The sequence below is a fragment of the Streptomyces flaveolus genome (genome assembly GCF_014648815.1).
Lineage (GTDB): Bacteria > Actinomycetota > Actinomycetes > Streptomycetales > Streptomycetaceae > Streptomyces > Streptomyces flaveolus.
The window spans coordinates 101,038-114,698 of the sequence record NZ_BMRV01000021.1; the positions used below are offsets into that span (position 1 = coordinate 101,038).

At 73.3% G+C, this 13,661-nt stretch carries 13 protein-coding genes and 2 pseudogenes; 9 read left to right on the top strand and 6 right to left on the bottom strand.

Going from position 1 to position 13,661, the window contains the following annotated elements; translation table 11 throughout:
- Window positions 1-29: 29 nt before the first annotated feature.
- Window positions 30-1,256, top strand: coding sequence for a sensor histidine kinase (locus IEZ05_RS33400; RefSeq protein ID WP_189234055.1), 1,227 nt, complete (start codon window positions 30-32; stop codon window positions 1,254-1,256).
- Entirely contained in the window at window positions 1,253-1,900 is a 648-nt protein-coding gene (locus IEZ05_RS33405; protein WP_189234056.1) for a response regulator, read from the top strand. Before IEZ05_RS33400 ends, IEZ05_RS33405 begins: the two co-directional genes overlap by 4 nt.
- Before the next feature lie 61 nt (window positions 1,901-1,961).
- On the opposite strand, the gene IEZ05_RS33410 is transcribed toward IEZ05_RS33405, so the two are convergent.
- On the bottom strand, window positions 1,962-2,537 hold the full coding sequence (locus tag IEZ05_RS33410) for a TerD family protein (protein ID WP_077797970.1): 576 nt from the start codon (window positions 2,535-2,537) through the stop codon (window positions 1,962-1,964).
- Between the two features lie 158 nt (window positions 2,538-2,695).
- Between IEZ05_RS33410 and arfB the strand changes: the two genes are divergently transcribed.
- Window positions 2,696-3,133: an alternative ribosome rescue aminoacyl-tRNA hydrolase ArfB gene (gene arfB / locus IEZ05_RS33415; RefSeq protein WP_189234071.1), complete on the top strand. Its 438-nt coding sequence runs from the start codon at window positions 2,696-2,698 to the stop codon at window positions 3,131-3,133.
- 159 nt (window positions 3,134-3,292) lie between these two features.
- Here arfB and IEZ05_RS33420 read toward each other — a convergent pair whose 3' ends face one another.
- Both IEZ05_RS33420 and IEZ05_RS33425 read right to left on the bottom strand, forming a co-directional pair.
- Window positions 3,293-3,763 (bottom strand): GNAT family N-acetyltransferase, encoded by a 471-nt coding sequence (locus IEZ05_RS33420; protein WP_189234057.1) that lies wholly within the window; start codon window positions 3,761-3,763, stop codon window positions 3,293-3,295.
- A gap of 48 nt (window positions 3,764-3,811) precedes the next feature.
- Window positions 3,812-4,411: a flavin reductase family protein gene (locus tag IEZ05_RS33425; RefSeq protein ID WP_189234058.1), complete on the bottom strand. Its 600-nt coding sequence runs from the start codon at window positions 4,409-4,411 to the stop codon at window positions 3,812-3,814.
- A gap of 327 nt (window positions 4,412-4,738) precedes the next feature.
- Here IEZ05_RS33425 and cdgB point away from each other — a divergent pair.
- Together cdgB and IEZ05_RS33435 are read left to right on the top strand one after the other, a co-directional pair.
- Window positions 4,739-6,398: pseudogene (gene cdgB / locus IEZ05_RS33430) on the top strand (diguanylate cyclase CdgB).
- 119 nt (window positions 6,399-6,517) lie between these two features.
- Window positions 6,518-7,504, top strand: coding sequence for a carbohydrate-binding protein (locus IEZ05_RS33435; RefSeq protein WP_189234059.1), 987 nt, complete (start codon window positions 6,518-6,520; stop codon window positions 7,502-7,504).
- Between the two features lie 4 nt (window positions 7,505-7,508).
- Here the strand turns inward: IEZ05_RS33435 and IEZ05_RS33440 are convergent, their stop codons facing one another.
- The 3 genes from IEZ05_RS33440 to IEZ05_RS33450 all read right to left on the bottom strand — a co-directional run bounded on the left by IEZ05_RS33440 (window position 7,509) and on the right by IEZ05_RS33450 (window position 10,649).
- Entirely contained in the window at window positions 7,509-8,441 is a 933-nt protein-coding gene (locus IEZ05_RS33440) for a 1-phosphofructokinase family hexose kinase (protein WP_189234060.1), read from the bottom strand.
- 145 nt (window positions 8,442-8,586) lie between these two features.
- On the bottom strand, window positions 8,587-9,732 hold the full coding sequence (nagA, locus tag IEZ05_RS33445) for an N-acetylglucosamine-6-phosphate deacetylase (protein ID WP_189234061.1): 1,146 nt from the start codon (window positions 9,730-9,732) through the stop codon (window positions 8,587-8,589).
- Window positions 9,732-10,649 carry an ROK family protein gene (locus IEZ05_RS33450; protein WP_229869973.1) on the bottom strand — a complete coding sequence of 306 codons (918 nt, stop codon included), beginning with the start codon at window positions 10,647-10,649 and terminating at the stop codon, window positions 9,732-9,734. Before IEZ05_RS33450 ends, nagA begins: the two co-directional genes overlap by 1 nt.
- Window positions 10,650-10,805: 156 nt before the next feature.
- On the opposite strand from IEZ05_RS33450, the gene IEZ05_RS33455 reads away from it, so the two are divergent.
- The 4 genes and pseudogenes from IEZ05_RS33455 to IEZ05_RS33470 all read left to right on the top strand — a co-directional run.
- Entirely contained in the window at window positions 10,806-12,074 is a 1,269-nt protein-coding gene (locus tag IEZ05_RS33455) for an ABC transporter substrate-binding protein (protein WP_189234063.1), read from the top strand.
- A 35-nt stretch (window positions 12,075-12,109) separates the two neighbouring features.
- Window positions 12,110-12,334 (top strand): DUF3263 domain-containing protein, encoded by a 225-nt coding sequence (locus IEZ05_RS33460; RefSeq protein ID WP_189234064.1) that lies wholly within the window; start codon window positions 12,110-12,112, stop codon window positions 12,332-12,334.
- Between the two features lie 35 nt (window positions 12,335-12,369).
- The gene (gene otsB, locus IEZ05_RS33465) at window positions 12,370-13,245 is read left to right on the top strand and encodes a trehalose-phosphatase (RefSeq protein ID WP_189234065.1); all 876 of its coding nucleotides are present in this window, start codon (window positions 12,370-12,372) and stop codon (window positions 13,243-13,245) included.
- Between the two features lie 141 nt (window positions 13,246-13,386).
- A pseudogene (locus IEZ05_RS33470) lies at window positions 13,387-13,661 on the top strand (hypothetical protein); the annotation flags it as partial.

The following is a 13,661-nucleotide window of genomic DNA, read 5'->3' on the forward strand; positions in this document are numbered from 1 at the left end:
ACACAACGGTGGAAAGGAGGCGTGCGCGGATGCCGAAGCCCTGTGACCCGGACACCCGGTGGCTCGGTGCCGTCCTGCACGTGGCGTTCTTCCTCCTGCTCGGCGGCGCCCTCGCCCGCTTCCTGCTGCGCCACCCCGGCGAGCCCCGCACCCCCTGGATCATCGCCCTGTCCCTCGCCCTCGCCGCGCTGCACCTGCTCGGGCCCGTGCTCAGCGGTGCCGGGGCGCGGCCCACCCGGCGGAGCCTGGCCTGGCTCGGCGCGGTGGTCGCGGTGTGGATGGTGCTCGTCGTCCTCGCACCCAGCTTCTCCTGGTGCGCGGTGCCCCTCTTCTACACCGGCCTGCGGACCCTGCCGGCCCGGGCGGCGCTCGTCCTGGTGACCGTCCTGACGGTGTTCGTCGTCGCCGCGCAGCTCCGGCTCGCGGGGCGCTTCGACCCGAACCTGCTGCTCGCCCCGCCGGCCGTCGCCGCCATCGCCACGGCCGTGTTCCTGCACACCGAACGGCAGGCGGCCCGGCAGCGGGCCCTGATCGACGACCTGATCCGCACCCGCCGCGAACTCGCCGCCGCCGAACGCCGCGAGGGCACCCTGGCCGAACGCCAGCGGCTGTCCATGGAGATCCACGACACCCTCGCCCAGGGCCTGTCCAGCCAGCGGATGCTGCTCCAGGCGGCCGAGCGGGTCTGGGAGTCCGACCCGGGCAAGGCCCGCACCCACGTCCGGGGCGCCGCGTCCGTCGCCGAGCACAATCTCGCCGAGGCCCGCCGCTTCGTGCACGACCTCGCCCCGGCCGACCTCGCCCGCGGCGGCGGCCTGGTGGCGGCGCTCGGCGCCCTGGCCGAGCGGGAGTCCGGCGACCACCTCACCGTGCGGGTCCACGTGGACGACGGCGGCCGGGCCCCGCTGCTGCCCGACCGTGTCCAGTCGGCCCTGCTGAGGATCGCCCAGGGCGCCCTGGCCAACGTCCGGGAGCACGCGGGCGCCTCCACCGCGGCGCTCACCCTCACCCTCCTGGAGGACCAGGCCGTCCTGGACGTCACCGACGACGGCCACGGCTTCGACCCGGCGGCGCTGCCCGGTGCCCCGTCGGGAGTGCGCGGGCACGGACTGCCCGCCATGCGTGCCCGGCTGCGCGGGCTCGGTGGCACCCTGACCGTCGAGTCCGCCCCCGGCGAGGGCACCGTCGTGTCCGCCGCCGTCCCCCTGGACCCGCCCCGGACCGACCCGGCCGACCCGCTGGAGGCACCCCGATGACCGAACCGGCCGCCCCGGCCCCCGTCCGCATCCTCGTCTGCGACGACCACGTCGTCGTCCGCGCCGGACTGCTGGCCCTGCTCGACAGCGCTCCCGGCATCGAGGTGGTCGGCGAGGCCGGCACCGGGGAGGAGGCGCTCGCCCTCGCCGCGCGGCTGGCGCCCGACGTGGTGCTGATGGACCTTCAGCTCGGCGAGGGCATCGACGGGGTGGAGACCACGCGCCGCCTCACCGCCACCGGCGGCCCGTCCCCGCACGTCCTGGTGCTCACCACGTACGACACCGACGCCGACATCACCCGCGCCATCGAGGCCGGCGCGACCGGCTACCTGCTCAAGGCGGAGCGTCCCGAGGAGCTGTTCGCCGCGATCCACGCCGCCGCGCGGGGCCGCACGGCGCTGTCCGGGCCGGTCGCCAGCCGGGTCATGGCCAACATGCGCAGCCCGCGCCCCTCCCTCACCGACCGGGAGCGCGACATCCTGGCCCAGCTCGCCACCGGTCTGGGCAACCGGGAGATCGCCCGGGCCCTGTTCATCAGCGAGGCCACCGTGAAGACCCATCTGCGCCGCATCTACGACAAGCTGGGCGTCGACACCCGCGCGGGCGCGGTCTCGGTGGCGAAGGAACAGCGCCTGCTGCCCTGACGCCGAAGGCCCCCCGGCACAGCGCCGGGGGGCCTTCGTACGGTCAACGGACAGGCGGACGTCAGACGTTCACGCCGAAGTCCTGGGCGATGCCCACCAGGCCCGAGGCGTAGCCCTGGCCGACGGCGCGGAACTTCCACTCGGCGCCGTTGCGGTAGAGCTCGCCGAAGACCATCGCGGTCTCCGTGGCCGCGTCCTCGGACAGGTCGTAGCGGGCGATCTCGGCGCCGCCGGCCTGGTTGATGATGCGGATGTAGGCGTTGCGCACCTGGCCGAAGTTCTGCGAGCGGTTCTCCGCGTCGTAGATCGAGACCGGGAAGACGATCTTGTCGATGTCGGCCGGCAGGGCGGCCAGGTTGACGTTGATCGCCTCGTCGTCGCCGGCGCCCTCGCCGGTGCGGTTGTCACCGGTGTGGACGATCGTGTTGTCCGGGGTCTGCTTGTTGTTGAAGAACACGAAGTGGGCGTCGGAATAGACCTTGCCCTGCGTGTTGACCGCGATCGCCGAGGCGTCGAGGTCGAAGTCGGTGCCGGTGGTGGTACGGACGTCCCAGCCGAGGCCCACGGTGACTTCGGTCAGGCCCGGAGCCTCCTTGGTGAGCGAGACGTTGCCACCCTTGGACAGGCTTACAGCCATTGTTGGGAGTCCCTTCCCTCGTTTACGTACGGCAAGAAAGCTACAGCTACCCCCATGAACGACGAGAGGGGTACGCAAGGTTCCAGGTCTCTTTACTTTCTTTACCGAGTCCGGGACCGAGGATATTCGGGTGACGTGGGCCGTCCCGGGAGGGGAACATTGACGGCATGTCCGGTCCCCATGTCATCCGCGGCTCCGTCTCGCTTCCCGAGGCCGAGCTCGTCTGGCGTTTCTCGCGCTCCTCGGGGCCGGGCGGGCAGCACGTCAACACCACGGACACGGCCGTGGAGCTCCGCTTCGACCTGGCGCGCACCGAGGCGCTGCCCGAGGTGTGGAAGCGGCGGGCGCTGGAGCGGCTGGCCGGCCGGCTGACCGACGGGGTCGTCACCGTGCGCGCCTCCGAGCACCGCTCCCAGTGGCGCAACCGCGAGACCGCCGCGGTGCGCCTCGCGGCGCTGCTCGCGGAGGCGACCGCGCCGCCGCCCAAGCCGCGCAGGCCGACCCGCATCCCGCGCGGCATCAACGAGCGGCGGCTGCGGGAGAAGAAGCAGCGCTCGGACACCAAGCGGGGGCGCTCCGCGCGGGACTGGGGGTGAGGGGCCGGGCGGCGACTGTCGAGTGTGCCTGCGGGTTCGTCGTGGCTGGGCGCGCCCACGCGGCGGAGCCGCAAATGTCACAGCCCCGCGCCCCTGCGGGGCGCGTTCCCTCAGCCCGTCATCGAGGCGCAGTCCGTCCCGTCCACCTGCGGAGCGCGTTCAGTCCAGCGCCAGCACGCCCACCGTCTCCTCCTCCGCCTTCTCCCCGTTCGGGCGGAAGCCGAGGCCCAGGTAGAAGTTCTCGGGGCCGTTCTCGCCCGGGTGCCAGGTGACGAAGCACTCCGTGCCGCCGCGGCGCCGGATCTCGGCCGCCACCGACTCCACCGCGAAGCGGCCGTAGCCCCGGCCCTGCTCCTCGGCGGCGATGTTCAGGCGCCACAGACCGGAGCGCAGGGCGCTGCCGTCGTCGTACCAGTCGATGCCGAAGAAGCCCATGAGGAAGCCGACGGGACGGTCGCCGTCCACGATCAGCCGGGGCCAGGCCTTCTCGGGGTGGACGTAGGCCTCGGCGAGGGACTTCACCACCGGGGAGACGGCGAACTCCTGCTCGGGGCGTACGCGGATCGCGAGGGCGGCCTCGATGTTCGCCGGGGTGATCTGCTCCAGGCGGAGCGTGGTGCGGGTCGTCATGCGCGCACCCTAGGCAGGCGCCCGCTCGCCGGACGAGCGAATTAGCGCTCAGTCCAGGTGCCGGTACCGGCCCCGGAAGTACGTCAGCGGCCCCCCGTCCGCGCTCGGCAGGGCGGCGGTCAGGACGCGGCCGATCACCAGGGTGTGGTCCCCGGCCGGTATGCGCTGCTCGGTGCGGCACTCCAGAGTCGCCAGGGCGCCGCCCACCAGCGGGGACCCGGACACCTCGCCCCGTACGTACGGGATGTCCTCGAAGAGGAGCCGGTCGCTGACCCGCCCCTTCATCGCGAAGCGCCCCGCGATGTGCCGCTGGCTCTCGGACAGGACGGAGACCGCCCACACCGGCTGCTCGTCGAGCAGGTCGTCCATCCGGGAGCCCTCCCGCAGGCTGACCAGGACCAGCGGCGGGTCCAGGGACACCGACATGAACGCCGTGGCCGTCATCCCGACGTCCTCGCCGCGCGGCGCCCCCGGATCGTCGGGGTCGAGCGGCGGTTCCTGCGCGGTCACCAGGACCACGCCCGAGGCCAGCCGGGACATGGCGGCACGGAATTCGTCTTTGCTCACCCCTTCAGGATGCCCGGAGGCTGGCGACGGCACCGAGAACGCGGAGGGTGCGGGGGACGCGAGGGAAGGAGTGTTCGGCACCCCGCCACGCTAATCGCCGGGCCGCCGGCCCGGCATCGGCCCCCGGTCCGAACAGGGGCCTAGGACCGGCCTAGGACCTCGGCAGGAGGCGTCCGGGAGGAGTCGTGCGCATACCTACAAACTTTGCGTTCAGTAAACGCACGCGGAAAACGCAGAATCACCACTCAATTGTTCATCTTTGGCTGTGACTTGAGTCACAAGGGACAGTAATTGTTGACCCTGTGTACCGAGTGGGCAGCGCGCTGTGATTCAGTGGCGGAAGCTGGTAAGGACGATACGCCGAAGAGAACCCTTGATTCGCTGCGAGGTCTCGGGGGGAGGGCGAGCATGGAGACCGAGTCGGAGCCCTACGTCCGCCTTGCGTCCCTGCGGCAACTGCACCAGGTCATGGCCGACATGAACACGGCCCGCAGCCTGGCGGACACCCTGCAGACCGTCGCCGACGGCGTCGTCCAGGCCCTCGGGTACGAGCTGGCGTGCGTCAACCTGGTCCGCCCCGACGGCGACCTCGTCGTCGCGGCCTTCTCCGGCAACCAGGCCGCCGAGGCCCTGATCACCGGCCGGGCCGGCTCCCGCGAGTCCTGGGAACGCCGCCTGAGCATGGGCGAGCAGTGGGGCGACCTGATCTTCATACCCCACACCGAGGGCTGGATCCTCGACGACGACGACGTCCCGCAGTGGTACACCGACGGGCCGGCGCCCCGCTTCGAGGACGAGTGGCACCCCTCGGACCGCCTCTTCGCCCCCATGTACGCGCCCGGCCCGCAGCGCGGCGACACCAGCGGCGAACTGATCGGCGTCCTGTCCGTGGACCGCCCGCGCAACGGCCGCCGGCCCGGCGCCTGGGGCCGCGAGGCCCTGCAGATGTACGCCTTCCAGGCCGCCATCGCCATCAGCAACGCCCGCCTCCGCTCCAACATGCAGCGCGCCCTGGTCCGCCTCGAACGCGACCAGCAGGCCCTCAGGGCGAGCGAGGAGAGCTTCCGGCAGGCCTTCGAGTACGCCCCCTCCGGCATGGCCATCGCCGAGATGGGCGGCGACCAGCACGGCCGCATCCTGCGCACCAACGACGCCCTGTGCCGGCTGCTGGGCCGCCCCGCCTCCGCGATGCGCCGCTACGCCTTCTCCGACCTCGTCCACCCCGAGGACCGGCACCCTGCTGCGCACCTCCGCCGAGGGCGGCCGGGCCGAGCTGCGCCTGGGCCGCCGCGACGGCACGTACGTCTGGGTCTCCCTGCGCAACAGCGTCGTCGCCGACGCCGCCGACGGGCCCCGCTTCCTGCTCACGCACGTCGAGGACATAGAGGAGCGCAAGCGCCGCGAGCTCCAGCTCGCCCACCGCGCCTCCCACGACTCCCTCACCGGCCTGCCGAACTCCGCCGAGCTGCGTGCCCGGCTCGCCGCCCGGCTGTGCCGGCGCCCGCAGTCCCCGCACGCGGCGGTGGCGGACGCGATGGACGCGGCCTACGGGCACCCCGTCACCGACTCCGGGGGCCACACCTTCGACTTCGGCTCAGGCGCCGATCCCTACGGGGTCTACGACCACCACGTGCACACCATCGCCCCCGGCGACGGCCGGGACGACGGCACCAAGGGGCTCGCGGTCCTCTTCTGCGACCTGGACGGCTTCAAGTCGATCAACGACCGGTTCGGGCACAACGCGGGCGACGCCGTCCTCATCGAGGTCGCCCGCCGGCTCGGCGGCGGGGTGCGCGACGGCGACACGGTGGCCCGGCTCGGCGGTGACGAGTTCGTCATCCTCGCCGACGGACTCGGCCGGGCCGACGCCGAGGACCTCGCCGTACGGCTGCGCAACGAGATCATCCAGCCGATCCGGGCCGAGGGACGGGCCGTCCGCGTCGGCGCCAGCTTCGGCATCGGATGGGCCCACTGCGGCATGACGGCGGACGAAGTCCTCAAGTCCGCCGACGAACGGATGTACGTAGAGAAACGATCTCGTCCCAAACAGCACCGTCGTGCGGGATGATCCCCAGGTCAGCGTACTGATGCGGTCGGAGTCACCCGTTCGGGTCAGTCGGAGCGGGTAGGCTCGCCCTCTCACCACCTGTACCGCAAACGCACCGCACCTGGTTAGGAGACCTAGGGATGACGCCCGGCAACAACGGCGCGAGCACGCCCGAGGACGACGACCCGTTCGGCTACCTGTACGCCGACGGGCAGGCCAACGGAGCCCAGCCGCCGTCAGGCGGCTACGGCTACCCGAACTCCGTCAACCGGGTGCGTCCCGTCGGCACACGGCAGTACGGGGCGCCGCAGGGCCAGGCCGCCCCGACCGCCGCGTACGGCCAGGCGGCCCCGCCGCAGCAGGGCGCCTACGGTCCGCAGCAGGGCGCCTACGGCCGACCGAACGCGCACTACGCCGCACCGGAGACGATCCCCGGCGGCGGTGCCCCCACCGCCCCGCAGCAGTCGTCCCGCGGCGGCGGTGGCGGCGGACGCCGCGGCCCCAACACCAAGGGCCTGCTGATCGGCGCGGTCGCGGTGGTCGCCGCGGTCGTCATCGGCATCGCCGTGGCGATGACCAGCAGCGGCGCGGACGACGACAAGGGCGGCAACGAGGCGGGTGGCGGCACCGCCCCGACCCAGTCCGAGAGCACCGACCCGACCCCGTCGGCGAGCAGCAGCGCCGACGACGAGGTGAAGCTGCCGTCGGTCCAGGCGGGCCAGCTGCAGCTGTCGCCCGGCGTGGCGACGGCCTCGGACATCGAGGGCGCCGAGTCGGACGGCGGCGCCTACGTGACGAACCTCAACCAGCCCGGTGCCTCGGTCACCTGGACCGTCGACGGCATCCCCGAGGACGGCGCCTACACCCTCTTCGCCCGCTACAGCGCGGCCGGCGAGGACCAGTCGATGACGCTCACCGTCAACGGCAAGCCGTTCGGCAGCAAGATGAACCTGAGCAACTTCGCGCACGCCGCGGACGGCGACTTCGCCAAGGGCTGGACCAAGACCTATGCCTGGCCCACGCTGAACAAGGGCACCAACACCATCACGCTGTCCTGCGGCGACGGCGACAAGTGCAACGTCCTGCTGGACCAGCTGTCCCTGAAGAAGGGCAACGTCAAGGACTAGCGGGTCAGGCCGCGCCGGCCTCCGCCGTCACCGCGACGCCCCGGCCGAGCAGCTCCTCGTACGCCGCCCGGTCGAACTCGCCCGCCACCGGCGCCAGCACCGTCGCCGCGGACAGGGCGACCGCGCGGGTCAGGCGGTCCGGCCAGGACAGGTGCTCCACCAGGCCCGACAGCAGGCCCGCGACCACGGAGTCGCCCGCGCCGGTCGGATTGCCGCGGACGTGCGCGGGCGGCGCCGCCCGCCAGCGGCCCTCGGGGGTCACCGCGAGCAGGCCCTCGGCGCCCAGGGAGGCCACCACGGACCCGGCGCCGCGCCGCCGGGCGGCCTGTCCGGCCCGCAGCGGCTCGTGCGAGCCGGTCAGCTCGGCCAGTTCGTCGGCGTTCGGCTTGATCATGTCCGGGCGGGCAGCGACGCCCCGGCGCAGCGGCTCCCCACTGGTGTCCAGCAGCACCGGCACGCCCGCCGCGCGAGCGGTGCGCACCAGCCCGGCGTAGGCACCCACCGGCACCCCCGGCGGCAGGCTGCCGCACAGGGCGACCGCCGAGGCGCCGCCGAGCAGGTCCGCGTAGGCCTCCTGGAAGGCGTTCCACTCGGCGGGGGCGACGACCGGGCCCGGCTCGTTGAGCTGGGTGGTGTCGCCGGTGCGCTGATCGACGACGGCGATGGTGCGCCGGGTCGTTCCGGCGACCGGCACGAGCGCGTCGGCCACCCCGTGAACACCGGTCAGCCCTTCCCGCACGACGCGTCCGGTGAGGCCGCCCGCGAAGCCGGTCACCGTCACCTCGTGCCCGAGGGCCGCGAGCACCCGGGCCACGTTCAGTCCCTTGCCGCCCGGGCGTTCGGTCACGTCGGTGACCCGGTGGGAGCCGTGGGGCCGCAGGGAACGGACGCGGTACGTGATGTCGAGAGCGGTGTTCAGCGTGACCGTGAGAATCACCCGTGCCGACCTCCCCCGATGGTCTGTGTCCGCCATGTGTTCCGAAGACGTTTCCGCCAGTCACGATCATGCCAAACGGACGGCCGTCGGCCCAGCCCCGGGACCGGCCACCGTCGGCCGGTCCGGAGGCGGACTCGGGGACGGATCAGCCCAGTTGCGGACCGACCACCCATCCGCCCCGGCGCATCACGCCCACCAGGTCGAATCCGGCGTCGAGGACCACCAGGTCGGCGTCCTTGCCGGGCTCCAGCGAGCCGACCCGGTCCGCGAGGCCGAGCAGCCGGGCCGGGTTGGCGGAGATCGCGGCGACGACGTCCTCGACGGGCAGCCCGTCCACCGTCACCGCCCGCTTGAAGGCGCGGTCCAGGGTGAGCGTGGAGCCGGCGATCGAGCCGCCCTCCACCAGCCGGGCCACGCCGTCGGCGACCTCGACCTCCATCGGGCCGAGCATGTAGCGGCCGTCGCCGAAGCCGGCGGCGTCCATCGCGTCGGTGATGAAGGCGACCCGGGACGCGCCCGCGTGGTGGAAGGCCAGCCGGAGCGCGGCCGGGTGCAGATGGGTGCCGTCGTTGATCAGCTCGACGGTGATCCGCTCGTCCTCGAGCAGCGCCGTGATCGGGCCGGGGGAGCGGTGGCCGAGCGGCGGCATGGCGTTGAACAGGTGCGTGGCGACGGTCGCGCCCGCGTCGATGGCCTGGAGCGTCTGCTCGTAGGTGGCGTCGGTGTGCCCGACGGCCGCGATCACGCCGTGCTCGGTGAGCAGCCGCACGGAGTCCAGGCCGCCCGGCAGCTCGGTGGCCAGCGTCATCATCTTCGCGTGGCCGTGCGCCGCGTCGATCAGCTTGCGGACCTCGGCCGGGTCGGGGTCGCGCAGCAGCTCCTCGTCGTGCGCGCCCTTGCGGCACGGGGAGATGAACGGCCCCTCGAAGTGGATGCCGGCGATGTCGCCCTGCTGGGCCAGCTCGGCGAGCACCCCGGCGTGCCGGGCGAGGAAGTCCAGGTCGCCGGTGACGGCGGAGGCGACCACCGTGGTCGTGCCGTGCAGGCGGTGGGTGTGGACGCCCCGGAGGATCTCCTCGGCGGTTCCGCCGGCGAAGGAGGCGCCGCCGCCGCCGTGGTTGTGGAGGTCGACGAAGCCGGGGACCACCCAGTGGCCGGTGAGGTCGACGGTCTCCGCGTCCGGGGGCGCCGTGTCCGCGATCCGCGTGCCGTCGACGATCACGCGGCCGTCGTCCACGGTGCCGGTGGGCAGTACCACCCGGGCACCGGCGAGAACCTTGCTTGGGGCCATCAGGTGGTTACCTCCGGGGGAGTCGCGGTCGTGGGAGTGGTGTCGAGCAGGTCCCAGGCCATGAGCCCGGCACCGAGGCAGCCGGCGGTGTCCCCCAGGGCCGCGGGAACGAGCTCCGGCAGCCTCTGGAAGGTGACGCGCCGCCGGACGGCGTCCCGCAGCGGTGTGAACAAGGTTTCCCCGGCCTCCGCGAGGCCGCCACCGATGATGAGGACGCGCGGGTCCAGCAGGGTGAGCGCGGTGACCAGCCCGTCGGCGAGGGCGTCCACGGCGTCCTGCCACACACGGGCGGCGCGGGCGTCGCCCGACTCGACGGCCTTGGCGCAGTCGGCGGCGTCCGCCTCCGGGTCGCCGCAGGCCTCGGCCCAGGCCTGGCTGACGGCCGACGCGGACGCGAACCGCTCCAGACAGCCGCGCTGCCCGCACGGGCACGGCGTGCCGCCGGGGCGCACGACGACGTGGCCGATCTCGCCCGCGAAGCCGTGGGCACCCGCCTCCACCCGGCCGTCGATGCCGATGGCGCCCGCGATGCCGGTGCCCAGCGGCACGAACAGGAACCGGTCGGCGCCCTGCCCGGCCCCGATGCGGCCCTCGGCGAGCCCGCCGGTGCGCACGTCGTGGCCGAGGGCGACCGGGATGCCGCCGAGCCGCTCGCTGAGCAGCGCGCGCAGCGGGACGTCGCGCCAGCCGAGGTTGGCGGCGTACACGGCGGTGCCGTGCTCCTCGTCGATGATGCCGGGGACGACGACACCGGCGGCCACGGCGTCCTCGCCGAACCGGTCGGCGCCCAGGGCGCGCAGTTCGGCGGCGAAGTCCAGGATGCCCGCGACGACGGCCTCGGGCCCGCGGTCCCGTCCGGTGGCGCGGCGGGCCTGGTGCAGCAGCTCGCCCCCCGGCCCCGCCAGGGCGGCCTTCATCCCGGTGCCGCCCACATCGAGGGCGATGACATGTCTCACGGGGACAGTGTGGCCCGTACACCCGGGAGAGGTCTAGTCCACTCGCGTGGTGTAGACCTTAGTTCGGTAAGCGGACGATCGAACCGATCGACACACGGCAGGGGCGGGGCAGGAACAGTGCAGCGGCGGCGTAGGACGGGAACGATCGCGGCGGTGTCCGCCCTGGGGCTGACGGCGGTCCTCGGCGGTTGCGGACTCACCGGCGGCTCCGACGAGGTGACGCTGAAGCTGGTCGCCGCCGACTACGGCGACAGCAAGGACAACAGCTCCCAGGAGTACTGGGACGAGCTGGCCAAGTCCTTCGAGGCCAAGCACCCCGACGTGCACGTGGACGTCACCGTCTACTCCTGGAACGACGTCGACCGCAAGGTCCGCGAGATGGTCGACGCCGGGGAGGCCCCCGACATGGCGCAGATCGGCGCCTACGCCGACTACGCGGCCAAGGACCTCCTCTACCGGGCCGACGACGTGCTCTCCATACCGGTCCAGGCCGACTTCGTCTCCCAGCTGGCCACGGCCGGCCAGGTGCACGGCGTCCAGTACGGCCTGCCGTTCGCCGCCTCCACCCGCGTGCTCTTCTACAACAAGACCCTCTTCGACAAGGCCGGCGTCACCCCGCCCAAGACCTGGGACGACCTCGCCGAGGCGGCCGAGGCGCTCGAGGCCGAGGGCGTGAAGTACCCCTACGCGCTGCCGCTGGGCGCCGAGGAGGCGCAGGCCGAGACGATGCAGTGGATGCTGAGCGGCGGCGGCGGCTACACCGACGACGTCGGCACCTATTCCGTCGACTCGCCGCAGAACGTCACCACCTTCACGTGGCTCAGGGACGAGCTGGTCGGCAAGGGCCTCACCGGCCCGGTCGCCCCCGGCAAGCTCAACCGGGCCGACGCCTTCACCGCCTTCGCGAACGGCGACGTCGGCATGCTCAACGGCCACCCCTCGCTGATGAAGACGGCGTCCGCCAAGGGCGTGAAGTACGGCATGGTGCCCACGCCCGGCGTCGACGGCGAGAGCAGGAACACGCTCGGCGTCACCGACTGGATGACGGCCTTCAAGAAGAACGGCCACCAGGAGGAGATCGGCGACTTCCTCGACTTCGTCTACAGCGACGAGAACGTCCTCGACTTCTCCCGCGAGTACGACCTGCTGCCGGTCACCACCTCCGCGTCCGAGACGATGAGCGCGGCGGCCGAGGACAAGGACCTCAAGCCCTTCCTGGACGAACTGCTGCTCTCCGAGCTCTACCCGGTCGGCAAGACCTCCTGGGCCTCGGTCAGCGCGGACGTGAAGAAGCGCATCGGCCAGGCGGTCGTCCCCGGCGGCAGCCCCGCGGAGGTCCTCGGCCAGATCCAGGCGACGGCGATGCGGGCGGGCAGCGCCGAATAGCGCCGCTGTCGGTGGCGGGCGTTACGGTGCCGTACATGGACCTGGGAGCAAGGGAGCGCGGCATCCTCGCGCTGGAGCGCCGGGGCTTTCCGGGCCCCGGCGCGAAGGAACGCGCGATCCGCGAGGAACTGGGCCTGGCCCCCGTCCGCTACTACCAGCTCCTCAACGCCCTCCTGGACGACCCGCGCGCCCTGGCCCTCGACCCGGTGACGGTCAACCGGCTGCGCCGGGTGCGGGAGTCGCGGCGCGGCGAGCGCTGAGGTTGGTTCCCGCGCCTGCGGGATAGGTTCGCCGTATGGGCAGCCACAAGGAATCCACCCCCGACTCCCAGGTCCCCGCGGACCACCTGCCGACGCCCGCGACCGAGGCCGGCCGCGAGGGGCTCGACGCCCTCCTCGCCCGCCCCGGCCGCGCGGTGATCGCGCTCGACTTCGACGGGACGCTCGCCCCGATCGTGCCGGACCCCGACCTGGCCCGCGCGCACCCGGACGCGGTGCCCGCGCTCGCGGCCCTCGCCCCGAAGGTCGCCTCCGTCGCGGTGATCACCGGCCGTCCGGCCGAGGTCGCCGTCCACCACGGAGGCTTCGCGGACGTCCCCGGCCTGGACCACCTCGTCGTCCTCGGCCACTACGGCGCCGAGCGCTGGGACGCCGCCACCGGTACGGTCACCGCGCCGCCGCCCCACCCGGGGGTGGCCGCCGTCCGGGCCGAGCTGCCGGGTGTGCTGGACGCCTCCGGGGCCGGGCCGGGCGTGTGGGTCGAGGAGAAGGGCCGGGCGGTCGCCGTGCACACACGGCGGGCCGCCGACCCGCAGGCCGCCTTCGAGGCCCTGCGCGCGCCGCTGGCCGAGCTGGCCACCCGCACCGGGCTGATCGTCGAACCGGGCCGCATGGTGCTGGAACTGCGCCCGCCGGGCATGGACAAGGGCGCCGCCCTGCAGGAGTACGTCCGCGAGGTGGACGCGGGATCCGTCCTCTACGCCGGTGACGACCTCGGCGACCTCCCCGCCTTCACGGCCGCGGACCGGCTCCGTGCCGAGGGCATCCCCGGGCTCCTGGTGTGCAGCGGCAGCGACGAGGTGACGGAGCTGAGGAAGCGCGCGGACGTGGAGGTGGACGGCCCGGCCGGGGTGGTGGCGCTCCTGCGCGCCCTCGCCCGCCGCCTGGCCTGAGACAACGTCACGACGAGGCTCCCCGCTCGTCACAGACGTGTCCGGACGCCGGCGCCGGGGCAACCCGCCCCGGCGTCCGGACCCTCCTGGGAGACGTGAAGCGCCTGCTCGATCAGGCCCGGACCCATGGAGGACAACGTCATGCCCGCTCGCCGCACGTTCCCGATGCTCGCCCTCGCCGTCATGGCCGCCGGCCTGGCACTCACCGCCTGCGACAACGGCGGCGGCGCCGACGACGCCGCGCCCTCCACGGCCACGTCGAGCGTCGCCCAGTCCCCCGCCGCGCAGCCGGACGCCCCCACCGGTCGGTCCGGCAAGAAGTGCACGGACCAGCTGGACTACGCGGGTGACCCGAGGTCGAACGCGGAGATCAATTCGATCGGTGAGGACACCGGCACCTGCCCCGCGCCGAAGCC

What these genes read in the sequence shown, in the direction of transcription:
- IEZ05_RS33400 (WP_189234055.1), top strand. Translation starts at nt 30, where the DNA reads ATGCCGAAGCCCTGTGACCCGGACACCCGGTGGCTCGGTGCCGTCCTG.
- IEZ05_RS33405 (WP_189234056.1), top strand. Translation starts at nt 1,253, where the DNA reads ATGACCGAACCGGCCGCCCCGGCCCCCGTCCGCATCCTCGTCTGCGAC.
- IEZ05_RS33410 (WP_077797970.1), bottom strand. Translation starts at nt 2,537, where the DNA reads ATGGCTGTAAGCCTGTCCAAGGGTGGCAACGTCTCGCTCACCAAGGAG.
- IEZ05_RS33420 (WP_189234057.1), bottom strand. Translation starts at nt 3,763, where the DNA reads ATGACGACCCGCACCACGCTCCGCCTGGAGCAGATCACCCCGGCGAAC.
- IEZ05_RS33435 (WP_189234059.1), top strand. Translation starts at nt 6,518, where the DNA reads ATGACGCCCGGCAACAACGGCGCGAGCACGCCCGAGGACGACGACCCG.
- nagA (WP_189234061.1), bottom strand. Translation starts at nt 9,732, where the DNA reads ATGGCCCCAAGCAAGGTTCTCGCCGGTGCCCGGGTGGTACTGCCCACC.
- IEZ05_RS33450 (WP_229869973.1), bottom strand. Translation starts at nt 10,649, where the DNA reads ATGAAGGCCGCCCTGGCGGGGCCGGGGGGCGAGCTGCTGCACCAGGCC.
- IEZ05_RS33460 (WP_189234064.1), top strand. Translation starts at nt 12,110, where the DNA reads ATGGACCTGGGAGCAAGGGAGCGCGGCATCCTCGCGCTGGAGCGCCGG.
- otsB (WP_189234065.1), top strand. Translation starts at nt 12,370, where the DNA reads ATGGGCAGCCACAAGGAATCCACCCCCGACTCCCAGGTCCCCGCGGAC.